Genomic DNA, 25,842 nt, shown 5'->3' on the forward strand with positions numbered 1-25,842 from the left:
CTTCGGCGGCTTTTCCTTCGGAGAGCCCGGTTTGCAGACCGGGCTTTTCCGTTACTCAGGACAGGTACGCGTCCCCATATTCCTCATGGATGGCCTGGTGGGTTCTGAACTCGGCCGATGGCTCGTAGCCCCCGAGCCAGACCGCATCGAGCGTGGCCGCTGTCGTGTTGGGCAGCTTGCCGGCGTCGACAAGCTTCCGGAGCGCGACTGCGCGTCGGTACCGCTCCTTGGGCGTCTCCGGCAAAGCGACGATGTTGTTGGCTTTCGGCAGGTGGGCCGTGCGCTCGGCCTCGACCTCGTCGAGTCGGTTTTGACGCATCGTCTCGAAGCGGTCGTTTAGCTCCCGTTCGTCTTCGAGGCGCATTTCCTCAATCATCCGGCGATGCTCGGCGGCTTCGCGCGGTGTCAGTTCCCTGGTCGGGTGCAGTTTCTCGGACATCGCGGCGATGGCCGCCTCGATCTGGGCCGTGGAGTGCGTTTCCTGTCGCTTCGGGAGCGCGATGACGTTTGGTGCATCGCGGCGCGCCACTTCCAAGGCCCGTTCGATCAGAGGGGCGCCCTTGGCAATCCTCTTGACCTCGGCCTTCAGGTCGCGCGTCATTTCGTCGATCAGTTCGCCGCGCATTTCCTTGGCGGCACGCACGATCGTTTCGGGATGGAGACCTGACAGCTCGGGGCAGATCGCATCACCGAGGAACTCGGCGCCGTCCTGGGCGAAAGCATAGGCGTGGCCGGCGTCGTTCGGGTCTTGCCGCACGAACACGGCGGTGCCAGGCAGGATCGTCGGCGTCATGTAGTGATAGCCGTCGATGCGAATGCCGAGCTTGGTTACGATCCGCTGACCGTCCTTGCCGCCCGCGACCGGCATCAGCAGCAGGTCCAAGGCGCGTTCGTCGACCTTGCGGATCGGCTTTGTCGAGGCCAGCGCGGCGGCGAATGGCGTGGCGTTCTTCAGCCCTGCATGCGGCTTGTGCTGGTAGACCAGGCTCGCCCATTCATCGACGTGCTTCTGCAGCTGCGGGCCGGTCAGCGAAACCCCGAACACCGAGGCTTCATCCTCGCCCAGGCGCTGGGCAAAACTCTTGCGGCTTTCGATCGCTTTCCTGTCGGTCACGGAGTGCCCGACGAAACCCGGCAACAGCGTTGCCATATCGTGCTGGAAGGTCTTGATGACGCGCTCGACGTGCCCCTTCTGCTCGGGCGAATAGGCGTCCGACGTCTCGGCCTCGATGCCGAGGGAGGCGAACAGCCGCTGTGTGTCCCTGGCGACGAAGTCGGAGCCGTTGTCGGTCTTGACGACGTCGGGCACACCCCATTCCAGGATCGCCTTGCGGATCAGCAGCGCCACGGCCGAGGCACGCGGCGTGCGCGACAACAACCAGACCGTGCGGCGCGTGGCGATATCGATGCAGGCGTAGACTGCGTGGCGGCCATCGGTGCACAGCGCATCGACGGGCGAGGCGTCAATCTGCCAGAGCTGGTTAGGGTCGGTGACATGGCGCAACATGCCGACACCTGCCGGCGCCATATGCGAGCGATATCGATCGGGATTGGTCAGCTTCAACAGCTCGACCTTATGGCTTTCCTTCAGGCCCTTCAGAGCGTGCTGGAAGGTGCGTACCGGCGGCATCGGGATGAACGTTTCAACGCCCTTTGAATGCACCTTCAAGGTGTCGCCGAACTCGGAACGGCACATGGTCCGAACATGGTGGCCCGACAGGTGCGGCTGGTGTGCGATGAGCGCCAGCATGAAGGCGCTGACAGCCCCGCCATTGGCGGTTTCGAGAACGCCGGTTCCCTTGCGCGCCTGGGCGGGATCATGCGCCAGCGCGTTGACGTTTCCGTCCCGCTTCTGCGACTGCCAGCGCGCCAGTGACCGCTTCGACACGCTCGGTATGATTTCAAGGACCCAGGCGTCGATGTTAAGCGAGCCGGCATTGAACTTGTCGGTGAAGACCTGGACGCGGGTGGCATAGCCGAGCTGCAGGCCGCGCGAGAATTTCTCGAAGGCGGCGACGATCGCCAGGCGCGCGTCGCGTTCCTTCTGTGCGCGCTCGGTCAAGCTGGTGTCGGGGGCGGTCTTGGCGGGCTTCACCGGCAGTTGGATGACGATATGCTTCTGCTGGTAGGCGACCTGGGCGAGCGTAGGCAGTAGGGAGATGTGATACTCGGTAGCTCCGCCACGACCATCGCGCGGGCGCGCAAGCGTTGTGCGCTCGTTCCAGCCCTCGCGCTTGGCCATGCGAATGACTGCGCTCTCCGTCGCCGGCACGTCGGGCAACTGCTCGGCTGCAATCTCGCGGGCGGTGAGCCAGGCCTTCACGACTTTGCTTCCGAAAAAACTTGGTTGACTGCCTGTCTTTCCGTAGACGCCCGTGCAATTCTGCCCGCCGCCAGAAATTCGTCCGGCTGAGAATAGAAGAGCAATACTAAGATGGAACGACTAAAAACTGCTTGGTTTATGTCGCTAGCTTTATTCTTAGGGCCGCAAATTGCGCTGGCTGAAGATCCCAACCCTTTAGATGACCCGCCGAAGATGGAACGCTTTTTTACTGATGCAGACCTCAAACGGATGAAGGCGGATGAGGTGAAATCTGCGTGGAAAGAAATGTCAGCCGATGAGCGCCGACAGCTCGGGGCAATAGCGAAGGATATGGAGCGCGGAGTACGGCAGCCAAATAAGGAGTTGGTCGAAACAGTAAAGGAGTTGCAAGGTCCGGCACCGGCCGTGCCGCAGCTCGATTCAAAGGATGATAGAAAGCCCTGACTGTCACAAACGAGAACGAGGGAACCAAATAAAATGAGCAGTGATTTAAACGAATCGAGTGGTGTCAGACAGCCGACCCGGACCAACGGAGCTGGCCCCAGACAACCGACTCCTGCGCCTCCCAAGCCTTCTCCTGCTCCCAGCAAACCATCAAAGAAATAGGTTTCTGTTGTGGCTAAAGATAAGAAGAATGCGCCTTCAAAAAAAACTGCGAGCAACGCTTCAAAAGCAAAATCTTCACCTGCGTCGCGCCCACATTCGGGCGTTAGGCAGCCCCGCCAAGACCGTGAGACTAAGGGCGGGAAAAAGGAGAAGTAACTGTGACTGACGTGGAAAATCTCCGTTTCAATGTTTTGCGGAACGCGCTGTATCACACCAGCAGGCGACGAGCTGCCGAGCGCTGGAGTCGTTTCTGCAACTTCCTGGTTATTTTGCTTGGTGCGGCCGCGATGGGCGATGTGATGCGCCGTTTCGGTTTTGACGGCATATGGTTGGGGGCGGCTGTTTCCACAGTCGCGGCCGCACAGCTTGTTTTTGATTTTGGTCGCCAGGCAAGAGATCATCAGTCTCTTCAAAGGGATTATTACAACCTCTTGGCGGAGATCGAGGAGTGCCTTGAGCCCGGCGACGTCGAATGCGCGAATTGGGCAGGCAAGATGACGCGGATTGCCGGCGACGAGCCTCCGGTCCTCAGGGCTGTCGATGCGAAAGCCTACAACGACGCACTCGATGCCCTGGACAGTTATAACCACGGGCAGCACCTTTACATCCCGCTGTATCAGCGACTGACCGCAAGCTTTTTTTCCTACGATGGCTACAACTACAAAAAGTTTGCTGAACTCAATCAAACTCAGAACACTTAGCAATGTGGATTTCTGTGAACGGGTAGCGCGAGCAATCATCGCCGCATCCCCTCCATTAGTGCCGTCGCTTCTGCCGATTTGATCGCGCGGACGGCTTCCTGGGTGTAGCCGTGCAGCTGCTCGCGCATGTGCTGCTTGGTGCCTTCGTCCTCGCACCGCGCCAGCTTGATCTCCCACCGCACCAGCCATTTGGCCTGTGAGGGCTCCAACTGAACGTAGTGGTCAGGGCAGAAGATGCCGGTCGCTTCCCTCGGGCACTCAGGCATGGCGCAACGGTGCACGGTCATCACAGGCCTCGACGCATGACGTGTTTGTCGACGCGGCGGCCGAAGGCGGCGCCGGCGGCCGATCGGCGCTGGAAGTGCGCCGTGTAGAGGCGGTGGACGCCGTACAAGACGCCGGCGTAGACCACGACCGCACTGATGCCGAGGACCAGGACCGGGTTCATTGGCCGGCCCTCACCATGATCAGCGCTGCTGACAGGCCGGCAGAGCCATAGACTGAGAAGGCCAAAAAAGCGGCCATGGCGAGGAGGCTCGCAACGTCTTGTGCGAGGTCTAAAAATGCGCGTTTCATGTGAAAGCCTTTCATCGTTTTGCTTTCCACTGTGCGTCGAACGCCTGCCTGTCTCGGGTCGCCCGCTCGATGGCTTCGTCCGCCATTTCGCGCATGATCAGCGCCTCGTATTTTTTGGGGACGACGATCATCCCGGCATCTTCCAGAAGGGTGTTGAGCGCGCGGACGTCCCTGGTGACTGCCGCGAGGGCTGCGAGCCGCAGGGCAGAGATCGAGTGCTCCTTCGCCTGGCTCGCGTAGGCGTCGAGTGTCGCCTTGGACACTTCGTCTTTCAGGTGCTCGGACATCGCCTTAGCGATCTCGGCCCGGCTCATGTCGGCTTCGTTGAGGGTGAGACTGACGGCCTTGGACAGCCGGCCGGCGAGCGACCACGCTTGGACCGCGCCTGCGTCAAACCGCTCGACCACGGGGGCCGGCTGATAGTCGCGGAACAGATCCGAAGTAGCGGTGTCGCGGCGCTTGACCATCAGGGTTGCCGGCCTTTCAGCCACCGCTGGATGGCGGCTTCATGAAGGGCGAAAAAGCGGTCCTGGTCGCCTTCCTTCATTTTTGAGAAGGCGGTGGCGACCTTCTGCCAGGTCGGCTCTTTGATGGGCGCCGGAACCTTGTCGAGCAGCGCGATCGCGTCGGCGACCGTGAATGCTTCGGCCGGGTCCGCCAGCAACAGCTTTGCAATTGCCGCCTGGCGCTCCGCCGGCTCTGCCGCAAGCACCAGAAGATCGGCTTGGCTGTCGGCGACCGGGTGAAGGGAAATGCTCTCCCTGATTGCGGATGGAATTGTTGCGATCTTGAGGGCGTGGAACACGCTGCGGCGTGAGATGCCGAGGACTGACTGTGCGGCTTCCGAAAAATTGAGTGCAAACTTTGCACTCAATTCGTCATCCTCGACGACCTCGCGGGCTTTCCTGCGACCCGCTTTGCCAGTCCCATTTTCGGCATCGTAGATGTCGCGCCAGTCGGCGATGTCCCTCGACCGGTCAAGGACCGACAGCTGCCGCCGGATCAGGTTTTCGGCGATCTCGCGCTTGCGCATCTGCGCTTCGTTCGCGACCTCTTTCGGGTCGCGGATGAAGGCGTCTATGTCGACATGGCCAAGGCCGGCGACCGCTTCCAGGCGATGGGCGCCGAGGATCAACCGGTATTGATAGCCTTCGGTGGTCTCGGGCACGACCTCGATCGGTACCATGTGGCCATTGCCGGCCTGCATGTCAGCCATGAGGGTCGCGACCCATGCGGGATCGGTGCGGCGCCGGTTACGGGGCACCCTGAGGTCGGCAATCTTGATCTTGGTCGTTGTGGTCACGTCGGCAGTCCCCTGAGTGGCGTTTGGCTGTCCGCGAATGGCTTCGCGCTAGACAGCGGGCTCAGGGCGCACCGGATGCGGCGTCTAAAATGAGTGCAACTTTTGCACTTCCGCTCCGGATGGGGGTGCTGGTAGTCTCGACCTCGTCATGTCGGCCTCTCGTGTAGAGAGTCGGGAACAGGGTGCGGAATGGAATGTCCAAGGCGGCGGCGATTGCCTCTGCGCCTGGGCGGCTCATTCCGATGATCCCCTGTCTGCAGCAGCTGGGATAAAGGCCAGCGCTACGGGCGATCCCGGTCAGGGTCATGCCACGGCGCCGAAGTTCGGCGTTAATGGCGTGACGGTCCCACACCTGAGGCGTGTTCATGGCGGCTCCACCGATCGTCCGGCCCTTTGCAGAGGTCCGGATGGTTAAATGTTTAAACAACACTAGTCGCGACTAATGTCGCACTACTCGGCGATTTTGGCAAGCTAGAAGCGCAATTTTAAGCGCGTCAGAGTTCGGCTGACCGTAAAGTAGTGTGGTTTTAGTGTAAGGGTTTGTTTTTGCGCAGTTATTTGGGATAACTGACCGCGAGCTCAAACTCTGACGCGGGGTCAGAGTTCACAGATGCCCGAAACTACTTTCGCCGAACGCCTAAAAATCGCGCTGGACGGCGAAAAGCCGGGCACGTTCGCCAGCCGGGTCGGCATTGGCGATTCGACCATCAGGAAATACCTGCAGGGGACGATCCCGCTCGTCGACAAAGCAGCTGAACTAGCACGGGCTTTAAACGTCAACCTGGACTGGCTTGCCGCTGAACAAGGATCGATGCGACCCGGCGAGATGCAGCCGCACTATTTGCCGGTTGACGACGCGGGGATGCCCGTAGGCTTCATTTCGGTTCCGAAGATTGAGATCCGGCCCAGTGCCGGGGCGGGCAGTCTCGATCTCTACCAAGAAAGTGAACCGGATATTTTCGCTTTTCGGGAAGAATGGCTGCGGCGGATTGGTGTCAGCCCCAAGTTCGCCCGCCTCATGGTGGCAAAGGGTGACTCCATGCGGGAGACGATCAACGACGGGGATTTGATGATCGTTGATGTCTCGATACGAGAGTTCATCGACGAAGCAATCTATGTGCTGGTTTATGGCGGGCTAGTCAGGCTCAAACGCTTGCAAATGCTGCGTACTGGGCTTCTTTTGCTGAAGAGTGACAACCCAATGTACCAGACCGAGGAAGTGCCGCTGGCGGAGCAGCCGGAGCTTATCATTGGCGGCCGGGTGCGCTGGGCTGGCGGCGCGATTTAGGAGCACAAGGGGGTGTTTATGCGTTTGACTAGCGTTTCGGGTTTGGTAGGCGCTGCCTTGTGCCTAGCTGCTTGCGTGACGAAGCAGCCGACTGATTTCAATCGACCATACGCACTTTCGGAGGTCGAGCAGAAGATCGTGAAGTTTGGGGTCGCCACGAGCCTGAAGGATCCAGGGTCACCCATTTTCGGCAATATGGCCGCCTCGATTTCTGACAAAGGCGTTGTGCAGGTTTGCGGAACCGTCAATGCGAAAAACAGCTACGGCGCCTACACCGGGCTACAGCCCTATTTGGGGGTTCTCGCCACCAGCGGCGCTGGAAATAAAGTGTTTGTAGTCAATGGGATAGCTGGTCCAAGATATTCCGCCCAAGCCGTGATCATGACTTGCGCACAACGCGGAATAGGCGGGGGCATTGACTCTTAGGCGACCGCCCTGAACAAAATGAGAACATCCACATCAAATTAGGAGGTTCTCGTGCATTCAGCCATCGACATCGCAAGTCGGCCCGACGCCACTGACGTCGACAGTTTCGTTATACTGCCGCCCTCCGGGCCTTATCGCGCGGACGGGGCGCTGCGGGCCGTGGAAGACTTCATGGCCGATCGATTTCCTGGCATCGGTTTCTATGCCCACGGCGACATTCCGGCCTTCGATGGCGACTACAAGCTTGTGCCGATCGTCGGCGTGGCCGGCGACGAGCCCGATTCGATCAGGATGCTCAACGCCGCCTCGGACGGGCTCCTGCAGGCCATAGATGCCGCGCTTAAGCTCTTTCGACCCGCCGGTTTGCCGGTCAATTGAAGAATGGCCTATCGGAGCACGATCGAGACTCTTGGCGACCTGCGCAGCCATGGCATGGCTCTCTTTGGGCATTGCGGCGCGCTTTATGCTGGGCACGGCCGGCTGCTCGATCTGGACAAGCTCATCCGCCTATTTGGCGAAGACCACGTCTACATCAACGATCCTGAAATCGGTCGCAAGTTCGTGTGCCTTGAATGCGGTCACGTGGGCGGCTCGATCACCGTAATGGCCAACACGGCGGTGCCAAACGATCTTGCGCGCCCGGTTCCCGCCGCCACGGTTGATGCCAAATGAAGTTGCGCGGCCGGATTCTGGCTTTCGGCCTTTCCGGCCTCGCGATTTCCTGCCAACGCCTTGGTTTTCCGGGCTTCTGTCGCTCTTTCCCGGCTAATCCCGCCTAATCCCGGCAGAACCCTTCTAGTGCCATCCGATCTTGCGCATTACAGGTTGCCCGACAGGATTTGCGCCGTGCCGCGCATGGCGACGCGAAAGGCTTCGTCGAAACTGACGCCGCGCACCTGCCAGCTATAGGTCTTGCCTGCCATCGCCAGCCGCCAGTCGGCAATCCAGCCCAATTCCTTGTCGTTCCACACGATGCTGCCGGCGAGCGCTTTGTCCGCACCGGCCTCCTTCGCTGCGGCATCCAGCACCGCCAGCGCAGCGTCGGCCACCGTCCTCTCATCCAGCCCTGACCGTGAGAGTAAGGCCGCCCTTGGGAACACCACCTGCATGGCCAGCGGCGTGGCCGCATTGCCAAAGGATTGGCGCATCAGTTCACCGCGCTCGTCATCGGCATCAAGCGTAAAATGCCGGACGCCCTGTCGAGTCGACAGGAACACCGCAAGCCGGGGGCGCTCCGCCAGCCAGGACTTGCCGCCGAGCGAAATTAACAGCCTGTCGATTATCGGCGGCGCATAACGGCAATACAGGTCGTGCGGGCGGTCATGTGTTCCTTGCTCGTCATGAACGGGAATGCCCTCCATGCGGTCGTGGTACCGGAAGCCGGCAACGAACTCTCCGGCCTTGGCGCGCAGCGCCGCCATCTCCGGCTTGGCCAGCAGGCGCTGATCGCCGGACACCCTGAGAAGCACAGCGTCGAGACAGGCCTTGAAGCCGGTCTCGCGGTTGACCTCTCCCTGCCCGGTGACAATGGTCTGCGATTGATAGAGGTCGTCGAGGCTGGCTGCAGCGGCGGGACGGGGGGCGGTGCCGGTCACCACGACAAGCACCATCGCAAGGCGCCAAAATCGACTCATGAAACTGCTCCGTCGGAATCACTGTCAGCGCGGCGCTATACGAAGCAGCCATCCGGTTTTACGGCATTGTCGGCATTGCGGCGCGATTTCTAACACCGGTCGCCGGTTCGGGCAAAGGGCGCGGGGGCCTTGGCCGGCATTGACGCACCCATGCGCCACGCTCTAGCACTTCAATCCCGGCGGCGCGGGGGAGGGATTCTTTCACGATGGATTTTGGCGGAGGCGACGAAATCCGCTTCGAACATCTCGGCCGGGCCGGCGTCGTCACGCTGACGCGGCCGCGCGCGCTCAATGCCGTGACGCATCGGATGGTGCGGGCGCTTGCCGCCGCGCTGTCCGCTTGGGAGAACGATCCCGCCATCGATGTCGTCCTCATCAAGGCCGAGGGCCGGGCGTTTTCGGCTGGTGGCGATATCCTTCATGTCTATGAGGCAGGCCGGGCGGGGAAGCCGCCGGTCGAGTTCTTCGCCGATGAATATCGGCTCAACGCGCGCATCAACAGTTTTGGGAAACCCTATGTCGCGCTGATCGACGGCATCGTCATGGGGGGAGGGGTCGGCATTTCCTTCCATGGCTCGCACCGGGTGATGACCGAGAATGCCCAGTTCGCCATGCCGGAAGTCGGGATCGGCTTTTTCCCGGATGTCGGCGCCAGCCGTTTGTTGCCCGATCTTGGCGGCTCCTTCGGCATGTACCTGGCATTGACCGGTAACCGCATCGGCTACGGCGACGCGCTGTGGTCGGGCCTCGCAACACACACCATCCAGGCGCAGGATCAGGCCGGTTTCCTTGACCGGCTGACGATGACGGGCGACCCGGAATCCGTGCTGCGCGCGTTCTTCGTCCAAGCACGGCGGGAGACCGACAGGGCAACGCTGGAATCGATCGTTCGCCATTTTTCGCAACCATCGCTGAAGCGCGTCATCGACAGTCTGGAGCGCGAGTCGGCGACCGACGCGTTCGCGGCACGGACGCTTGAGACGATCCGCACGCGCTCGCCGACCAGTCTTCACATTGCATGGCGCGCGATCAGTGCCGGACTGACATTGTCGATGGACGCGTGCATGAAGATGGAGTTCCGTATTCTGAACCGGATGCTGGACGGCCATGATTTCTATGAAGGCATCCGCGCCGCCATCATCGACAAGGGCTCGACGCCGCAATGGAAGCCGGCGAGCCTGGGTGAAGTCAATGAGGCGGATATCGCCGCCTATTTCGCCCCTCTAGGCGAAGGGGAACTCGACTTATGAGCGAAGTCAGCTCCAGACGCGTGGTGCTCCAGCCCTCCGGGGTTGAAGTGATCTTCGCCTGGTTCCAGCGCCTGGTCGCCGGCTATTGCCTGTTTTTTGGCGTCCTGTACTGGATCAAGCTGGTCGGCTTTTACCCCGGCTCGCTCTGGCGTTTCGATCTGATGCCCGTGCACTGGCAAGTGGCTGCGGTGATGCTGGCCGTGTTCTTCCCGTTCGCGGCCGCGGGTCTCTGGATGCTGGCGTCCTGGGGACCGGTGATCTGGTTCATTTGCGCCGTGACCGAGATCGTCATGTATGCGGGCTTCCCCGAGCTGTTCGGCCACCGCCTGCTGATCGTTGCCTCGCATGCGGGGGTGGCGCTGCTTTATATCGTCTTTCGCGTCGTCATCTACCTGCAGAAGCGCCCGGCGCGGGCATGATGTCGGCCGGCCTGCGCTCGGTCTGGAGACCTGAGCCGTTGTCTAAATCTTTAGGTTAATTATCCTTGCTCGGGTGACCGTTCGTTAAGTCTCTTGCGAAACCTCTTACCGGTAAGCTCTTGTTAGCCCTAGCGTTTAAGTCGAATTTTATGAGTATTCGATAGTGTCGCGATCAAGGTGAGAAACAAAAAATCACCAGGGCGACAAACGAGAGGCAAAGACAATGATCAATTCGCGTCCGGCGACAAACACCGCCAACGTATCCGATGATCGCCGCGAGGCAATCCGTTCGCTGTACATGGAATCACTGCAGCTTGTGGAAAGGTTGCATCGCCGTCTGCTTGACGTGATCAAGGACGAATTCGACCGCAACGGCCGTTCCGACATCAATGCCATCCAGGCGCTGCTGCTGTTCAACATCGGCAATTCGGAGCTGACAGCCGGCGAGCTGCGTTCGCGGGGCTACTATCTCGGCTCGAACGTCTCATACAACCTGAAGAAGCTGGTCGATCTCGGTTTCATCAACCACCAGCGCTCGCGCATCGACCGCCGTTCGGTCCGCGTCAGCCTCACGCCGAAGGGCAACGAGGTGGCGGAGGTCGTCGCCGGCCTCTATGAGCGCCATGTCGGCTCCATCGAGCAGGTCGGCGGCATCAACACCGACGAATTCAAGCAGATGAACCGCGCCCTGCAGCGCCTCGACCGCTTCTGGAACGACACCATCGCCTATCGGATGTAAGACGCTCCTGTCGCATCGGATCGGAGTTGTGCCGTAGAACCGCAGCCAGACAGCAAATTTGGTCAGGACCGGTTGCCGAAAAGCACCGGCCCGTTCCCATCAACTGTCCACCGATGCAAATTGCGGGCCAAGGCCACGTTGCCGCCATATTCAAATGAAAACGAGAAGGCTGGTGACGCCGTCTTCCCGGAACCCGTATCGTGCCTCGCGCGTTCGTGGCTGTCCTGATGCGGATATGGTTGGCTAATTGTTAAGATTGCCAACTTTAGAGTGCGGGCGAGATCGGCCCTGATCGAACGCTACAAGAATGTCTGGAACGTCCATGAAAACCAGCCGCCGTTTCTTCCTTTCCGGAGCCTCGCTGCTCGCCGCCGCTGCGGTGGCCGGGAGAGCCAGTGCGCAGGATGTGATCGGGGATATCCTGAAATCCTCGGCGCGCGGCAATTGGGACGACCAGTTCGATGCCCGCGCCAGCGAGGGCGGCAAGGTGGCGTCGACGCTGCCGATCTTCAGCCTGCAGACCGTTGCCTTTACCGAGCAGGCGGTCGCGCAGTATCAGAATATCGTCGCGCAGGGCGGCTGGGTCGAGGTCCCCGCGACCAAGAAACTGGAACTCGGCGACAATGACCCCGATGTCGTGCCGCTGCGCAAGCGCCTGATGGTTTCCGGCGACCTGTCGCAGAGTGCCGGCGTTTCGACGTCCTTCGATTCCTATGTCGACTCCGCCGTGAAGCGCTTCCAGTTGCGCCATGGCCTGCCGGCCGACGGTTCGATGGGCAAATACACCTATGCGGCGATGAATGTTTCGGCGCAGATTAGGCTTGGCCAGTTGCAGACCAATCTGCAGCGGCTGAGGGAGAAGGCGGGCACGCTGGGTAGCCGATACGTGCTGGTCGACATTCCCGCGGCTCAGGTCGAAGCCGTCGAGAACGACCGCGTCGTGCTTCGCCATACGGCTATCGTGGGCAAGATCGATCGCCAGACGCCCATCGTCAACTCCAAGATCAACGAGATCATCGTCAATCCATACTGGAACGCGCCGGTTTCGATCGTGCGCAAAGACATCATTCCGCTGATGCGGAAGAATCCTGACTATCTGAAGAACAGCCATATCCGCCTCTTCGCGCCCGATGGCAGCGAGGTGGATCCGATGACTGTGGACTGGTCAACCGACGATGCCGCCAAGTACAGGTTCCGCCAGGATCCAGGCAATGAAAACGCCATGGCGTCGGTGAAGATCAACTTCCCGAGCCCGGATGGCGTCTACATGCACGACACGCCGCAGCAGAGCCTCTTCGGCAAGATGATGCGTTTCGATTCCTCCGGCTGCGTGCGGGTCCAGAACGTGCGCGACCTCGTCACATGGATCCTGCGCGATACGCCCGGCTGGGACCGCCAGCACTTCGAGGCGGCGATCAAGACCGGCGAAAACACGCCGGTCCAGGTCACCAATCCGGTGCCGGTGCACTTCCTCTATCTTTCGGCCTGGTCGACAGGCCCGGGCGTCGTGCAGTTCCGCGACGACGTCTATGCCCTCGACGGCGCCAACGAGTTGCAGATCACGTCTTCTCTCTGACAGGTCCAATGGTTTCGCAAAGGCCGCCTTCGGGCGGCCTTTTTCTTTTGTGGACGGATTGGAGCGGTTTGCGCATCGTCCGGAAAACATCCGGGATGGTCTCATGCAGGTCGCCGTCTTCATCCTCGTCGTGCTCGTCTTCGTGGCGGTATCAGGCGCTCTGGCGCGACTTGTGCGGGTGCCGCTGCCGGTGCTTCAGATCGCGATCGGCGCAGCACTCGCCTGGCCGGTGCGTGGCATGCATGTCGAGATCGACCCGGAACTGTTCCTCCTGGCATTCATTCCGCCACTGTTGTTCGGCGATGCCTTTGCGGCGCCCAAGCGCGAGCTGATCGCCCTTCGCCGGCCGATCCTCGATCTTGCTATCGGGCTCGTCTTCTTCACCATTGTTGGTTTTGGCTATGCCCTGCATTGGCTGGTGCCGAGCATTCCGCTGGTTGTGGCGTTCGCGCTGGCCGCGGTGCTGTCGCCGACCGACGCGGTGGCCGTCTCGTCGATCGTCGACAAGACTGTCGTTCCGGCGCGGCTGATGCACATCCTGGAAGGCGAGGCTCTGCTCAACGACGCCTCTGGCCTCGTCATGTTCCGCTTCGCGGTGGCTGCGGCGCTGACCGGCGGCTTTTCGTTGACCTCCGCCACCCTGAGTTTCCTCTACGCCGTGGCGGTGGGCGTGCTGTGCGGTGCCGCCGCGCTGTTCGCCGCCGCCAAGGCGCTGCAATTGCTCAACCGTATCGGCGGCGTGCCGGCCGAGGCGCAGGTGCTGGTCATGATCCTGTTGCCTTTCGTCGCCTATCTCGGCGCGGAGCACTTCGGGGCCTCCGGCATCCTGGCGGCGGTCACCGCCGGCCTGCTGACTGGCGGCACCGGGATCTTTCGCCATCTCGGCGTCTCGGCTCGCATCCAGACGATGTCGCTCTGGGCGACGCTTTCCTTCGTCTTCAATGGCGCGCTCTTCATCGTGCTCGGCGTGCAGCTTCCAGACATCATCCGCAAGGTGCCGCCCGAACTTACAGGGCATTATCCTGTTCTCCAGCCGGTGCTGACCGTGGTGGCGCTGACCCTTTGCCTGATCGCACTGCGCTTCCTGTGGATCTGGGTCGGCGACATCGCGGCTGCCGTCTTGGCGCGGCTGGGCAAGCGTCAGGTCGAACCGTTCGGGCTGCGGGTGCGGCTGGCCGGATCGGTGGCGGGCGTGCGCGGCGCAATAACCTTGGCCGGCATATTGTCGCTGCCGCTGGTCATGCGGGACGGCTCGCCATTCCCGGCGCGTGACCTGGTCATTTTCCTTGCCGCAGGCGTTATCATCTGCTCGCTTGTCTTTGCCAGTCTTGCTCTGCCAGCGATCGCGCGCGGACTTGTCGAACCCGGCGAGGATGCGGGCGCCGCAGAGGAGCGGTTTGCCCGTGTCGGTGCCGCCAAGGCGGCCATTGCCCATATCGAGCGCATCGCCGCGACCGACGCTGACGGTGAGGTGCCCGGTGCCCGGCTTGCCGCGGCCGACGGTATTGTCGCTGCGTATCGGCGTCGCATCGCCGCCTCCGACGAAGCCGACGAGGCGCGCGCCGAGGCCAGGGAGGCCGGCCGGCTGGAGCTGGAGCTGAGGCTCGCCGGCATCGAAGCCGAACGCGCTGCGGTGCGATCCATGTTGCGGGATGGCCGGATCAACGATCATACGGCGCGAGAACTGTTTACCGAGGTCACGCTCAGCGAAGCTCTTCTGAAGGGCAGGCAGACGCGGAAATAGCGATCATCATTCCGGGTCGGCGTGGATTTGCACTCCTGCCGCAAACCGGCCAGCAAATTTCGCGCCGCAAACGTGGCGAGGACAAAGCAACTGTGTTAATGGCGCGGCGAACGCGATGCATGCCGCCAGAACGTTTGGTGGTTCTGCGACGACGACGTGCTCGAACAAAAACCGACCTCCGGCCCTTAGGGAATTTAAGCCATGGCAACAGCAGCGGCAGTGTCGAACAAATTCGAATCCTTCTTCGAAACGACGCTGGAAGACGCCGATCCGGAAATCTTCGGCGCCATCCGTAACGAGCTCGGCCGCCAGCGCCATGAGATCGAGCTGATCGCCTCGGAGAACATCGTCTCGCGCGCCGTTCTGGAAGCGCAGGGGTCGATCATGACCAACAAATATGCCGAGGGCTATCCGGGCAAGCGCTACTATGGCGGCTGCCAATTCGTTGACGTGGCCGAGGAACTGGCCATCGAGCGGGCCAAGAAACTGTTCGGCTGCAACTTTGCCAATGTCCAGCCGAATTCCGGCAGCCAGATGAACCAGGCGGTGTTCCTGGCGCTGTTGCAGCCCGGCGATACATTCATGGGCCTCGACCTCAATTCCGGCGGGCACCTGACCCATGGTTCCCCGGTCAACATGAGCGGCAAATGGTTCAAGGTCGTCTCCTACGGAGTCCGCAAGGAAGACCACCTGCTCGACATGGACGCGATCGAGAAGAGCGCCCACGAGACCAGGCCGAAGCTGATCCTGGCCGGTGGCACTGCCTATTCGCGGGTCTGGGACTGGAAGCGTTTCCGCCAGATCGCGGACGCGGTCGGCGCTTATCTGATGGTCGACATGGCGCATATTGCGGGCCTCGTGGCGGGCGGCGTGCACCCGTCGCCTCTGCCGCACGCCCATGTCGTGACCACGACCACGCACAAGTCGCTGCGCGGCCCGCGCGGCGGCATGATCCTTTGCAATGACGAGGACATCGCCAAGAAGATGAACTCCGCCGTCTTCCCTGGCCTGCAGGGCGGACCGTTGATGCACGTCATAGCCGCCAAGGCGGTGGCCTTCGGCGAGGCGCTGAAGCCCAGCTTCAAGCTTTACGCCGAAAGCGTTGCCGCCAATGCCAAGGCGCTGGCCGCAAGCCTTCAAGAAACCGGCCTCGACATCGTCTCGGGCGGCACCGACAACCATCTGATGCTGGTCGACCTGCGGCCCAAGAACGCTACCGGCAAGCGCGCCGAAGCGGCGCTCGGCCGCGCCAACATCACCTGCAACAAGAACGGCATTCCCTTCGACCCGGAGAAGCCGTTCGTCACGTCGGGCGTGCGTCTTGGCACGCCGGCGGGCACCACGCGCGGCTTCGGCCAGGCGGAATTCCGGGAAATCGGCCAGCTGATTTCCGAGGTTCTGGATGGGCTCAAGGTCGCCAATTCGGATGAGGGCAATGCCAGTGTCGAAGCCGCGGTGAAGGCCAAGGTTGTGGCACTGACGGATCGCTTTCCACTCTACCCCTATCTCGGCTAGGATCTCGCTCCGAAGTCCTTGCCGCGGCGACAAAGCCTTTGCGGCAGGGCCCAGGCGGGTCGACAGGGAGGCTTGATGATGCGGATATCTCGTCTCGCCGGCCTTGGCGTCGTCGGCGCCCTGGTTGTTTCGATAGCGTGTCCGTTCACGGCTGTGGCGCTGGCGCAGACCGCATCCACGGTGGTCGCCCCCGCGGCGCCTGCCCAGGCTGAACCGAAGCTCGAAACGTTCGGCCGCTGGACGACATTGGTCGACGAGGTCGACACAGGACAGGACCTTCGTAAGACCTGCGCAGCCTCGACCGCTTTTGTCGGCACTGGCGGCGAGAGCGGCACCCTGACGCTCATCATTTCCGACGGCGATGCCCTGCCACCGGACGCCTATCCATCCCTGACCATCGCCGTCGACAACAAGGGCCTGCCGATCGGCAAGTCCGTCGCCGCCACATTCGGCGATGACAAGGGCCGTGTCGCCGTCAAGGTCCATTCCGACGCTCCGGTCAACGGCCGGCTAAGCTGGACCGCGGACAACCAGGCCAAGACCAGCCTGGCGCTGTTGCGCGCAATGCGCCGTGCGTCGACGCTGGATGTCGCTTTCGGCGACATGCCGGTGGCAAGCATATCCATGGACGGTTTCACCAAGGCCTATCGCAGCCTTGGCGCATCGTGCGGCTTTCCCACCGCCGACGTGGCGCCCTGACGGCTACGCGGCGACGCGCGTGCGACACTGGCAATCCGCTCCGCGCCTCGCTACATCTGAGGGGCCCTCGGCTGTCACCGACAGTTTGCCATCGCCTCAAAAATCTCTAAGCCTTTCGCTTCATCAGATTCGCCAACCAAAGGCTTCTCTATGCGCTGTCCCTATTGCCAGTCGGAAGATACGCAGGTGAAGGATTCCCGCCCTGCCGAGGACGGCGCGGCGATCCGAAGACGACGTGTCTGCCCCGATTGCGGTGGCCGTTTCACCACTTTCGAGCGTGTGCAATTGCGCGACCTCGTCGTGGTCAAGAAATCCGGCCGGAAAGTGCCGTTCGACCGCGACAAGTTGCTGCGCTCGGTGGAAATCGCCGTCCGCAAGCGCAATGTCGACCCAGAGCGGATCGACCGCGCGGTGACCGGAATCGTGCGCCAGCTCGAAAGCTCCGGCGAAACGGAAGTTGTTTCAGGGGAAGTCGGCCGACTGGTCATGGAAGCGCTGAAGTCGCTCGACGATGTCGCCTATGTGCGCTTCGCCTCGGTCTACCGCAATTTTCGCGAAGCCAAGGATTTCCACGAATTGCTGGGCGAACTGAAGGGTGACGAGCCTAAAGGCGATGGGCACAAGGACGAAGAGGACGCCGGCTGAGCATGAGTGCGGCTGACAAGACCGGCCAGGCAGCCATCGATCGCCGCTTCATGGCGGCAGCGCTCAGGCTGTCGCGGAAGAATGCGGGGCGCACCGCAACCAACCCGTCGGTCGGCACCCTGATCGTTCGCGATGACGGCAACGGCCCGATGATCGTCGGCACGGGCGTCACCGCTGTCGGTGGCCGGCCGCACGCCGAGACGGAGGCCCTGGCCGAGGCCGGTGCGCTGGCGCGCGGCGCCACGGCCTACGTCACCCTGGAGCCCTGCGCCCATCACGGCCGCACCCCGCCTTGCGCCAATGCGCTGGTCACCGCCGGCATCGCGCGCGTTGTCGGCGCTGCGAGCGATCCCGACCCTCGTGTGTCCGGCAGGGGCTATGCGATCTTGCGCGCAGCGGGGATCGAGGTTCTCGAAAGGGTGCTGGCCGCGGAAGCGACCGAACAGATGGCCGGCTATCTGATTCGATCATTGAAGAAGCGGCCCGAAGTGATTCTCAAACTTGCGCTTTCCAGTGACGGAAAGATCGGCCGGGAAGGTCAGGGGCAGGTGTCGATCACCGGCGAGATCGCGCGCCGCGAGGTGTATCTCATGCGGGCCGAGGCGGACGGCATTCTGGTCGGCATCGGTACCGCGCTGGAGGACGATCCTGCGCTGACGGTGCGCTTGCCAGGACTGGAAAATCGTTCACCGGCCCGCATCGTGCTGGACCGGCAGCTCAGATTGCCGGTCACGTCCAAGCTGGTTTCGGGCGTGGACCGCGTTCCACTCTATATCGCCGCTTGCCTCGAGGCCGACCCGCAGCGGCGCAACGCGCTGGAACGCGCCGGAGCGCGCTTCATCGGCACCGAAACACACGAGGGCGGCGTGGCGCTGCCGGAGCTTCTTGAGGATCTGGCGGCCCTCGGAATGGCAAGCGTGCTGGTCGAGGGTGGGGCAAAGGTCGCAAGCGCTTTCCTGGCAGATGGGCTGGTCGACCGGATCGTTCTGTTTCAGGGGCCAGAAGCGATCGGCGACGACGGCATTGCATCGCCAGTCGATGCCAACCATATCCCGCCGGGCTTTCACAAATTGCGCGATATGCGTTTCGGCGAGGACAGCTACGCCGAATGGCTGAGAGACATTTAGGGATCATCGCGATGTTTACCGGAATTGTCACCGACATCGGCGCTGTCGCGGCCATCAAGCCGCTCAGGGAAGGGGTGGGGCTGCGCATTGACACGGCCTATGACCCCCAGACCATAGCCATCGGCGCTTCGATCTCCTGCGGCGGAGTCTGCTTGACCGTGACGGCCTTGCCCGAAGGTGGTTCGAATGCACGGTGGTTCGAGGTCGAGGCCTGGGAAGAAGCACTCAGGCTGACGACGGCCAACAGCTGGACGGCTGGCACGCGTATCAATCTCGAGCGGGCCTTGAAGATCGGCGACGAACTCGGTGGCCACATCGTTTCGGGCCATGTCGACGGCACCGCCAAGATCGTCGAGCGCAAGGATGAAGGCGACGCTGTGCGCTTCACGCTGGAGGCGCCACGCGATCTGGCGAAGTTCATTGCGCCGAAGGGCTCGATCGCGCTCGACGGCACCTCGCTCACCGTCAACAAGGTGGAAGGCACCCGCTTCGACGTGCTCTTGATCCACCATTCGCTGACGGTGACCACCTGGGGCGAGCGCAAGGTCGGCGATCGCGTCAATCTCGAGGTTGACACAATGGCCCGCTACGCCGCGCGGCTGGTCGAGGCCGCCAAAGAAGGTCTGTAGGCCTCAAATGGTCAGCATGCTGGGGCCGCCCCGAAGGCAGCTTTCTGACTTGCCGGCGCTAAGCCGGACACCTTCATCGTTCTTTCGAAGGCATGTTCCGTGTCTTTGACGCTTGGCACGGCGATGAGCCGTCAAGGTTGCAAGGCAAAGCCGCCGTCGCGAAATCGGACCCGACCCGCCGACAACGCTTGCGGACTCCGCAGCTTCGGCCTAAGTCACCGGCAACCCCCCGGAGACTTTTATGGCTGGTACTTCCCAACATGGCAAAGCCTTCATTCGTCCGAAGGCGAAGGCCCATCTGCTGATCGTCGAGGCGCGCTTCCACGACGACCTCGCCGACGCTTTGCTTGACGGCGCGACCAACGCGCTTGATGAAGCAGGCGCGACATATGACGTTGTCACTGTTCCGGGTTCGCTTGAGATTCCAGCGGTGATCACCTTTGCGCTGGATGGCGCGGCCGAAGGCGGCACCCATTACGACGGTTTCGTAGCTCTCGGCACCGTCATCCGGGGCGACACCTATCATTTCGACATCGTCGCCAATGAGTCCAGCCGCGCGTTGATGGACCTTTCGGTGCAGGAGGCGGCCTGCATCGGAAACGGCATCCTGACCACCGAGAACGACGCGCAGGCATGGATCCGGGCCAGGCGCTCCGAAGGCGATAAGGGCGGCTTTGCCGCGCGCGCCGCGCTGACCATGATTGCCCTCAAGGAACAACTCGGAGCGCGATCGTGAGCGAACCCACCGCGCCCGGCCAGCCGGCGATCCGCCAGGCCAACAAGCGCGGCGCTGCCCGACTGGCCGCCGTCCAGGCACTCTATCAGATGGATGTCGCCGGCAGCGGCGTCTTCGAGATCACCGCCGAATACGAAGCCTTTCGCCTCGGCAAGGAGGTCGACGGCGCCCTCTATCGGGAGGCCGACGCGCAATGGTTTCGCGCCATTCTCGCCGGGGTGGTCGAGAACCAGACGACCGTCGACCCGATCATCCGCCAGGCGCTGACGGAGGACTGGCCGCTTTCGCGGCTTGATTCGACGCTCCGGGCCATTCTGCGCGCCGGCGTCTACGAACTGATGAAGCGTGAGGACGTGCCGGTGGCGGTCATCGTGTCGGAATATGTCGACATCGCCAAGGCATTTTACGAGGAAGACGAGCCCAAACTGGTCAATGCCGTACTCGATCGCGTGGCGCGCCGCGTGCGTGGCGAGGGGCGCGGCAAAGACGCATTATGACAGCCGCCGAAGCGGCTAGGGAGTCGCGGCGAACCGCGCTGATCCTCGCCGCGTCGCAGGCGATCATCGGCTCGGCCGCGCCGATCGCCATCTCGATGGGGGCTCTCGCCGGACACTATCTGCTTGGCGCGGATAAATCGCTGGCGACGGCGCCGGTCACAGGTTTCAATGTCGGCGTGGCGCTCGGTGCGCTGCCTGCGGCGGCCATCATCCGCCGCATGGGCCAGCGTGGCGGTTTCATGACTGGAACCGTCGTCACCGCATCCGGCGGGCTGGTTGCGACATTAGCGCTTTTCCAAGGCAGTTTCTGGCTGTTTGCCTTCGGCTTGCTCCTCATCGGCGTTGGCGGTGCCTTCGTCCAGCAGTTCCGCTTCGCCGCCGCCGACAACGCGCCGCCCGAGTTCAAGGCCCGCGCCATTTCTTTCGTTCTGGCCGGCGGCATCGTCACCGCAATCCTGGGACCGCAGATCGTAATCTTCACACGTGAATTGTTCGCACCGGTAATGTTCGCCGGCTCGTTTGTTTCCATCCTGCCGCTGGCCCTGACTGGCGCCATTATCCTGTCATTCCTGCGTCTGCCGGCGAAGGCCGCCGGCCGCAAGATGGAAGTCGCCGACAATCATGCCAGACCATTGGCTGAAATCATTACCAGGCCGCGTTTCGTGGCCGCGCTGTTCTGCGCCGTGGGCACTTACGCGCTGATGAGCTTCGTCATGACCGGAGCCCCTCTCGCCATGGTTGGATGCGGGCTGTCGGAGGACGACGCAACGCTAGGCATCTCCTGGCACGTCATGGCCATGTTCGCGCCCAGCTTTTTCACCGGTTCGCTTATCCACCGCTTCGGCGCCGAACGCATCGTGGCGGTCGGAATGGTCCTGCTCATGGGCTGTGCTGCCATCGCGTTGTCGGGCCTGGAGCTATGGCGATTCTGGACCTCGTTGATCCTGCTCGGTCTTGGCTGGAATTTCGGCTTTATCGGTGCGACCGCCATGGTCGCCGCCAGCTACCGGCCATCGGAAAAAGGCAAGGTGCAGGGCTTCCATGACTTTGTCCTGTTCGGGTCAGTAGCCTTCGCCTCCCTCATGTCGGGCATGGTCTACAATGCCTGGGGCTGGGAGATGCTCAATTGGCTCATCTTCCCGGTCGTCGCCTTGTGTTTCGTGGCCCTTGGCGCGCTGAAACTGACGTCCGCGCGCAAGGCCGACGTCTGAAACCCGGTCGAACTGGCATCACGGTGTCAGGACAGTTTGGGGCGAAATCGACGCCTCAGAACAAAATTATTGCGCTGGTCCCCATTCTTATGAAACCGTGTGCCCCGACTGGCCGTTGAAGCCGTGCTCATATGCGGCCACCGCATTTCGGTTCAAAGCAAGGGGTTTTCAAAATGTTTTCAGTCAAGGTTCTGGCCGGCGCCGCATTGGCGCTCGGCATCACGGCGGTTTCCGCCAGTGCACAGGTGGTTGTCTCCTCCAAGATCGACACCGAAGGCGGCGTGCTGGGCAACATCATCCAGCTGGTTCTCAACGCCAACAACATCAAGACCACCGATCGAATTCAGCTCGGCGGCACGCCGGTGGTGCGCAAGGCGATCACCGCTGGTGAGATCGACATCTATCCCGAATACACCGGCAACGCCGCCTTCTTCTTCGAAAAGGCCGACGATCCCGTGTGGAAGGATGCGACCAAGGCCTATGAGGCAGCCAAGAAGCTGGACTATGACGCCAACAAGATCGTCTGGCTATCGCCGTCGCCGGCCAACAACACCTGGGCGATCGCACTGCGCAAGGAAGTTGCCGACACCAACAAGCTCGTCACGCTGAGCGATTTCGGCAAGTACGTCTCTGGCGGCGGCCAGGTGGTGCTGGCGGCTTCGGCCGAGTTTGTCAATTCGGCCGCGGCATTGCCGGCCTTCCAGACCACCTATGGATTCAAGTTGAAGCCGGAACAGCTGATCACGCTCTCTGGCGGCGACACGGCGGCGACCATTGCGGCGGCTGCCAATCAGACCAGCGGCGCCAACGCCGCCATGGTCTACGGCACCGACGGCGGGATCGCGCCTTCCGGCCTGGTCGTGCTCGATGACGACAAGGGCGTGCAGCCGGTCTATCAGCCGGCGCCGGTCATCCGCGAAACCGTGCTCAAGCAACATCCTGAGATCGAGACGCTGCTGAAGCCGGTCTTCGCCAAGCTCGACCTTGTCACGCTGCAGGAACTGAACGGCCGCGTTCAGGTCGGCGGCGAGCCGGTCAAGGGCGTTGCTGAAGACTTCCTGAAGAAGAACGGGTTCTTGAAGTAACCACCTTCAAAAAGTGACGCCGGTGCGAGGCGCCCCCCTCTGTCCTGCCGGACATCTCCCCCACAAGGGGGGAGATTCGCAGTTCATGCGCGTCGCTCCTTTAATAAACGCTGGAGATTGGCGAAGGCCCTCGCAATGTCCGATCTTCCCCCTTGTGGGGGAGATGTCCGGCAGGACAGAGGGGGGCGCCTCGCGCAAACGCTCCTCATGACCCTGCGCTTCGACAAGCTCGGCGTGGTCATAGCCATCATCACGGCCTATGCCGTGCTCTTGGCTCCGTTTGCGACTTTCCGCGCCAACCGCATCGTTCCGGGATCGGCGCGCTCGATTCTCGAAGCTTTGCCCGCGGCTCTGGGCCCGTTGCTGCTGGCGATCATCGTCGGGGCAACGATCATCGCGCTCTTCAAGACACCGTTGCTGCTTCGCCTCGCCGCCGGCGTCGTGGCCCTGGCAAGCCTTGCCCTGATGATCGGCGTCGCCGGCACATTCCTGACGCCGGCCGGCAACACCTTCGCACGCATCTCGCCGGCCTCCGGCTTCTGGATTCTCATCTTCGCCTTCACGCTCCTGCTGGCGGATGTGCTGACACGCCTCGACCTGTCGCCATTGGCGCGGGTTGGCGTGCTAGTCGTGGCAGCCGTGGCGGTTGGCCTGTTGCTGGTTTCGGGAAGCTGGAACGACCTGTCCATCCTCAAGGAATACGCCAACCGTGCCGACAGCTTCTGGGCCGAAGGGTCCAAGCATGTAACCCTGGCGCTCGGCTCGCTGCTCGCCGCGGCCATCATCGGCCTGCCGCTCGGCATCCTTTGCCATCGCGTCGAGAGGCTGCGTGCCAGCGTGCTGAACGTGCTCAACATCATCCAGACCGTTCCCTCGATCGCGCTGTTCGGCCTGTTGATCGCGCCACTCGGCTGGATCGCGTCCCATGTGCCGGGGGCAGCCGCGCTGGGCATTCGAGGCATCGGCACCGCGCCGGCTTTCGTCGCCTTGTTTCTCTACTCGCTGCTGCCGGTGGTGGCCAACACGGTGGTCGGTCTCGCCGGTGTTCCGCGCGCCGCCAACGACGCGGCGCGCGGCATGGGCATGACCGACAGGCAGCGCCTGTTCGGCGTCGAGTTTCCGTTGGCCTTTCCGGTAATCCTCACCGGCATCCGCATTGTGCTGGTACAGAACATCGGCCTCGCGACCATCGCCGCGTTGATCGGCGGCGGCGGCTTCGGTGTCTTCGTCTTCCAGGGCGTCGGCCAGACGGCGATGGATCTCGTGCTGCTCGGCGCGGTGCCGACCGTGGCCCTCGCCTTCGCCGCCGCGATCATCCTGGATGCGGTGATCGAGATGACCGCCACCAAGCGTAGGGTTCAAACGGCATGATCGAGATCGAGGGGATTACCAAGCGTTACGATCAAACAGCGGTGGTCGACGATGTGTCGTTGGTGATCGAGCCGCGCACGATCTGCGTCATTGTCGGCACGTCCGGCTCCGGCAAGACGACGCTGCTCCGCATGATAAACCGGCTGGTCGAGCCGAGCTCGGGCATCATCAAGCTCGACGGCGCCGACAATCGGTCGCTGCCGGCCTACGAGCTGCGCCGCAGCATAGGCTACGCCATCCAGGGGCACGGACTGTTCCCGCATCGCACGGTGGCGCAGAACATCGCCACGGTGCCTGTCCTGCTCGGCTGGGACAAGGCGCGCACCAAGGCGCGCGTCGATGAATTGATGACGCTCTACCAGCTTGATCCTGAAGCCTTCGGGCCGCGCTACCCGCACGAATTGTCCGGCGGCCAGCAGCAGCGCGTCGGGGTTGCCCGCGCGCTTGCCGCCGAGCCCAACGTGCTGCTGATGGACGAACCGTTCGGCGCGCTCGACCCGATCATCCGCACCAAGGCGCAGGAAGATCTGCTGGCGATCCAGAAGCGCTTCGGCACCACCATCATCCTGGTCACCCATGACATGGAGGAGGCAGTGCATATGGGCGACAAGATCGCGGTGATGGACGCCGGCAAGCTCGTCCAATACGCCAGGCCCGCCGAGATCCTGGCGAACCCCGCGAACGCCTTCGTCGAGACACTGGTCGGCGCCAGCGAACGACCGTTCAGGCTTTTGTCGCTCGGCCGCGTCCGCGATGCGGTTGAGCCCGGCGTCGCCGAAGGGGAGGCGATATCAGGAGAAGCCAGCCAGCGGGACGCGCTGGCCGAGTTGTTGTGGTCAGGTCGTCCGGCATTGCCGATAAGCGGCGCCGATGGCGAGCCGATCGGCCGCGTCACGATTGACGGGCTGGTGAAACGCGCCGCGAGGCCGGCATGAAAACCTGGGCAGGCGTGCTGCCGCGGCTGGTCCTGATCGCGCTGCTGGTTGCGTTCCTCACCAATCCCAACTGGTTCGAGCCGCTGCTGAAGCCGCTCACGGAAAACAACGCCCCGGTGATCTACAATCAGGGCAGCCTGCTCACGCTGACATTGCTGCATTTGCGCACCGTTCTGATCGCCACGGTGGCCGCGACCATCGTCGCGCTGGCGCTTGCCATTCTGGTCACCAGGCCTGTCGGCGCCGAGTTCCTGCCGCTGTCGCGCAGCCTGGTGAATATTGGCCAGACCTTTCCCCCCGTGGCAGTGCTGGCGCTTGCAGTGCCGGCCGTGGGGTTTGGCGAGAAGCCGACCCTGATCGCCTTGTTTCTCTACGGTTTGCTGCCGATTTTCGAGAATGCGCTGACCGGACTGACGACGCTGCCGGCCAACATCGTCGAGGCGGCGCGGGGCGCGGGCATGACTGGCTGGCAAAGGCTGATCAAGGTCGAATTGCCGCTCAGCGCGCCGATCATCCTGGGCGGCATCCGCCTGTCGGTCGTCATCGGCCTTGCCACGGCCACCATCGGCTCTACGGTGGCCGCCAGGACGCTGGGGGAGGTGATCATCGCCGGCCTCCTGTCGAACAACCTCGCTTTCATTCTGCAGGGCGGCCTGATCGTCGCCGCATTGGCCGTGCTAATCTATGACGGTCTGTCGGCCATCGAGCACTACACGGCGCGCCGCATGGGCAGGGAGGCCGACGGCGGCTAGTTTTCCAAGCTGGCAGGTTGGCGCCCGCCTCTCCGTCCGCGGGCGGGCGAGCCGG

General features: G+C 62.5%; 30 protein-coding genes. 23 read left to right on the forward strand and 7 right to left on the reverse strand.

Annotated features, from left to right (window positions below):
• Nucleotides 1-55 precede the first annotated feature (55 nt).
• On the reverse strand, nucleotides 56-2,323 hold the full coding sequence (locus tag LB513_RS24560) for a DDE-type integrase/transposase/recombinase (RefSeq protein WP_224666078.1): 2,268 nt from the start codon (nucleotides 2,321-2,323) through the stop codon (nucleotides 56-58).
• Between the two features lie 111 nt (nucleotides 2,324-2,434).
• Here LB513_RS24560 and LB513_RS24565 point away from each other — a divergent pair, with 111 nt between their 5' ends.
• Both LB513_RS24565 and LB513_RS24570 read left to right on the forward strand, forming a co-directional pair.
• Nucleotides 2,435-2,767, forward strand: a complete 333-nt coding sequence (locus tag LB513_RS24565) for a hypothetical protein (RefSeq protein ID WP_224666079.1) — start codon at nucleotides 2,435-2,437, stop codon at nucleotides 2,765-2,767.
• Nucleotides 2,768-3,087: 320 nt separating this feature from the next.
• Nucleotides 3,088-3,630 (forward strand): hypothetical protein, encoded by a 543-nt coding sequence (locus LB513_RS24570; protein ID WP_224666080.1) that lies wholly within the window; start codon nucleotides 3,088-3,090, stop codon nucleotides 3,628-3,630.
• Nucleotides 3,631-3,665: 35 nt separating this feature from the next.
• Here LB513_RS24570 and LB513_RS24575 read toward each other — a convergent pair whose 3' ends face one another.
• From LB513_RS24575 to LB513_RS24595, 5 genes are all read right to left on the reverse strand, one after another.
• The gene (locus LB513_RS24575; protein WP_224666081.1) at nucleotides 3,666-3,917 is read right to left on the reverse strand and encodes a hypothetical protein; all 252 of its coding nucleotides are present in this window, start codon (nucleotides 3,915-3,917) and stop codon (nucleotides 3,666-3,668) included.
• Entirely contained in the window at nucleotides 3,917-4,078 is a 162-nt protein-coding gene (locus LB513_RS24580) for a hypothetical protein (protein WP_224666082.1), read from the reverse strand. The genes LB513_RS24575 and LB513_RS24580 overlap by 1 nt, the downstream gene beginning before the upstream one ends.
• 139 nt (nucleotides 4,079-4,217) lie before the next feature.
• The gene (locus tag LB513_RS24585) at nucleotides 4,218-4,673 is read right to left on the reverse strand and encodes a hypothetical protein (RefSeq protein WP_224666083.1); all 456 of its coding nucleotides are present in this window, start codon (nucleotides 4,671-4,673) and stop codon (nucleotides 4,218-4,220) included.
• A complete protein-coding gene (locus tag LB513_RS24590; RefSeq protein WP_224666084.1) occupies nucleotides 4,673-5,509 on the reverse strand; it encodes a ParB/RepB/Spo0J family partition protein in 837 nt (278 codons plus the stop codon). Before LB513_RS24590 ends, LB513_RS24585 begins: the two co-directional genes overlap by 1 nt.
• Nucleotides 5,510-5,570: 61 nt before the next feature.
• Nucleotides 5,571-5,876 carry a helix-turn-helix domain-containing protein gene (locus tag LB513_RS24595; RefSeq protein ID WP_224666085.1) on the reverse strand — a complete coding sequence of 102 codons (306 nt, stop codon included), beginning with the start codon at nucleotides 5,874-5,876 and terminating at the stop codon, nucleotides 5,571-5,573.
• Nucleotides 5,877-6,119: 243 nt separating this feature from the next.
• Here LB513_RS24595 and LB513_RS24600 point away from each other — a divergent pair, with 243 nt between their 5' ends.
• The 4 genes from LB513_RS24600 to LB513_RS24615 are packed head-to-tail and all read left to right on the forward strand — an operon-like array spanning nucleotide 6,120 to nucleotide 7,895.
• Nucleotides 6,120-6,797, forward strand: a complete 678-nt coding sequence (locus LB513_RS24600) for a helix-turn-helix transcriptional regulator (protein ID WP_224666086.1) — start codon at nucleotides 6,120-6,122, stop codon at nucleotides 6,795-6,797.
• 18 nt (nucleotides 6,798-6,815) lie between these two features.
• Entirely contained in the window at nucleotides 6,816-7,223 is a 408-nt protein-coding gene (locus LB513_RS24605) for a hypothetical protein (protein ID WP_224666087.1), read from the forward strand.
• 51 nt (nucleotides 7,224-7,274) lie between these two features.
• Entirely contained in the window at nucleotides 7,275-7,601 is a 327-nt protein-coding gene (locus tag LB513_RS24610; RefSeq protein WP_224666088.1) for a hypothetical protein, read from the forward strand.
• 3 nt (nucleotides 7,602-7,604) lie between these two features.
• Nucleotides 7,605-7,895 carry a hypothetical protein gene (locus LB513_RS24615; protein ID WP_224666089.1) on the forward strand — a complete coding sequence of 97 codons (291 nt, stop codon included), beginning with the start codon at nucleotides 7,605-7,607 and terminating at the stop codon, nucleotides 7,893-7,895.
• 146 nt (nucleotides 7,896-8,041) lie between these two features.
• Here LB513_RS24615 and LB513_RS24620 read toward each other — a convergent pair whose 3' ends face one another.
• Nucleotides 8,042-8,857 carry a DUF2066 domain-containing protein gene (locus tag LB513_RS24620; RefSeq protein WP_224666090.1) on the reverse strand — a complete coding sequence of 272 codons (816 nt, stop codon included), beginning with the start codon at nucleotides 8,855-8,857 and terminating at the stop codon, nucleotides 8,042-8,044.
• A gap of 206 nt (nucleotides 8,858-9,063) precedes the next feature.
• Here LB513_RS24620 and LB513_RS24625 point away from each other — a divergent pair, with 206 nt between their 5' ends.
• The 17 genes from LB513_RS24625 to LB513_RS24705 all read left to right on the forward strand — a co-directional run bounded on the left by LB513_RS24625 (nucleotide 9,064) and on the right by LB513_RS24705 (nucleotide 25,787).
• Nucleotides 9,064-10,107, forward strand: coding sequence for an enoyl-CoA hydratase/isomerase family protein (locus LB513_RS24625; protein ID WP_224666091.1), 1,044 nt, complete (start codon nucleotides 9,064-9,066; stop codon nucleotides 10,105-10,107).
• On the forward strand, nucleotides 10,104-10,526 hold the full coding sequence (locus tag LB513_RS24630) for a DUF6163 family protein (RefSeq protein WP_224666092.1): 423 nt from the start codon (nucleotides 10,104-10,106) through the stop codon (nucleotides 10,524-10,526). Before LB513_RS24625 ends, LB513_RS24630 begins: the two co-directional genes overlap by 4 nt.
• 223 nt (nucleotides 10,527-10,749) lie before the next feature.
• On the forward strand, nucleotides 10,750-11,265 hold the full coding sequence (gene ldtR, locus LB513_RS24635; RefSeq protein ID WP_224666093.1) for a transcriptional regulator LdtR: 516 nt from the start codon (nucleotides 10,750-10,752) through the stop codon (nucleotides 11,263-11,265).
• A 322-nt stretch (nucleotides 11,266-11,587) separates the two neighbouring features.
• Nucleotides 11,588-12,841 (forward strand): murein L,D-transpeptidase, encoded by a 1,254-nt coding sequence (locus LB513_RS24640; RefSeq protein ID WP_224666094.1) that lies wholly within the window; start codon nucleotides 11,588-11,590, stop codon nucleotides 12,839-12,841.
• Nucleotides 12,842-12,944: 103 nt separating this feature from the next.
• The gene (locus LB513_RS24645) at nucleotides 12,945-14,585 is read left to right on the forward strand and encodes a Na+/H+ antiporter (RefSeq protein WP_224666095.1); all 1,641 of its coding nucleotides are present in this window, start codon (nucleotides 12,945-12,947) and stop codon (nucleotides 14,583-14,585) included.
• Between the two features lie 201 nt (nucleotides 14,586-14,786).
• Nucleotides 14,787-16,100, forward strand: coding sequence for a serine hydroxymethyltransferase (gene glyA, locus LB513_RS24650; protein ID WP_224666096.1), 1,314 nt, complete (start codon nucleotides 14,787-14,789; stop codon nucleotides 16,098-16,100).
• A 78-nt stretch (nucleotides 16,101-16,178) separates the two neighbouring features.
• Nucleotides 16,179-16,799, forward strand: a complete 621-nt coding sequence (locus LB513_RS24655; protein WP_411962747.1) for a hypothetical protein — start codon at nucleotides 16,179-16,181, stop codon at nucleotides 16,797-16,799.
• A 150-nt stretch (nucleotides 16,800-16,949) separates the two neighbouring features.
• Nucleotides 16,950-17,444 (forward strand): transcriptional regulator NrdR, encoded by a 495-nt coding sequence (gene nrdR, locus LB513_RS24660; RefSeq protein ID WP_224666098.1) that lies wholly within the window; start codon nucleotides 16,950-16,952, stop codon nucleotides 17,442-17,444.
• 2 nt (nucleotides 17,445-17,446) lie between these two features.
• Nucleotides 17,447-18,571, forward strand: coding sequence for a bifunctional diaminohydroxyphosphoribosylaminopyrimidine deaminase/5-amino-6-(5-phosphoribosylamino)uracil reductase RibD (ribD, locus tag LB513_RS24665; RefSeq protein ID WP_224666099.1), 1,125 nt, complete (start codon nucleotides 17,447-17,449; stop codon nucleotides 18,569-18,571).
• A gap of 11 nt (nucleotides 18,572-18,582) precedes the next feature.
• Complete coding sequence (locus LB513_RS24670) at nucleotides 18,583-19,200, forward strand: riboflavin synthase (RefSeq protein ID WP_224666100.1); 618 nt, start codon at nucleotides 18,583-18,585, stop codon at nucleotides 19,198-19,200.
• Between the two features lie 241 nt (nucleotides 19,201-19,441).
• The gene (ribH, locus tag LB513_RS24675) at nucleotides 19,442-19,936 is read left to right on the forward strand and encodes a 6,7-dimethyl-8-ribityllumazine synthase (RefSeq protein ID WP_224666101.1); all 495 of its coding nucleotides are present in this window, start codon (nucleotides 19,442-19,444) and stop codon (nucleotides 19,934-19,936) included.
• Nucleotides 19,933-20,433 (forward strand): transcription antitermination factor NusB, encoded by a 501-nt coding sequence (gene nusB / locus LB513_RS24680; RefSeq protein WP_224666102.1) that lies wholly within the window; start codon nucleotides 19,933-19,935, stop codon nucleotides 20,431-20,433. Before ribH ends, nusB begins: the two co-directional genes overlap by 4 nt.
• Nucleotides 20,430-21,644, forward strand: coding sequence for an MFS transporter (locus tag LB513_RS24685; RefSeq protein ID WP_224666103.1), 1,215 nt, complete (start codon nucleotides 20,430-20,432; stop codon nucleotides 21,642-21,644). Before nusB ends, LB513_RS24685 begins: the two co-directional genes overlap by 4 nt.
• Before the next feature lie 173 nt (nucleotides 21,645-21,817).
• Complete coding sequence (locus tag LB513_RS24690) at nucleotides 21,818-22,729, forward strand: ABC transporter substrate-binding protein (protein ID WP_224666104.1); 912 nt, start codon at nucleotides 21,818-21,820, stop codon at nucleotides 22,727-22,729.
• 207 nt (nucleotides 22,730-22,936) lie between these two features.
• Nucleotides 22,937-24,100 (forward strand): ABC transporter permease, encoded by a 1,164-nt coding sequence (locus LB513_RS24695; RefSeq protein WP_224666105.1) that lies wholly within the window; start codon nucleotides 22,937-22,939, stop codon nucleotides 24,098-24,100.
• Nucleotides 24,097-25,035, forward strand: coding sequence for an ABC transporter ATP-binding protein (locus tag LB513_RS24700; RefSeq protein ID WP_224666106.1), 939 nt, complete (start codon nucleotides 24,097-24,099; stop codon nucleotides 25,033-25,035). Before LB513_RS24695 ends, LB513_RS24700 begins: the two co-directional genes overlap by 4 nt.
• The gene (locus LB513_RS24705) at nucleotides 25,032-25,787 is read left to right on the forward strand and encodes an ABC transporter permease (RefSeq protein WP_224666107.1); all 756 of its coding nucleotides are present in this window, start codon (nucleotides 25,032-25,034) and stop codon (nucleotides 25,785-25,787) included. The genes LB513_RS24700 and LB513_RS24705 overlap by 4 nt, the downstream gene beginning before the upstream one ends.
• Nucleotides 25,788-25,842: the final 55 nt, after the last annotated feature.

The organism is Mesorhizobium sp. ES1-1 (assembly GCF_020164785.1).
GTDB lineage: Bacteria > Pseudomonadota > Alphaproteobacteria > Rhizobiales > Rhizobiaceae > Mesorhizobium.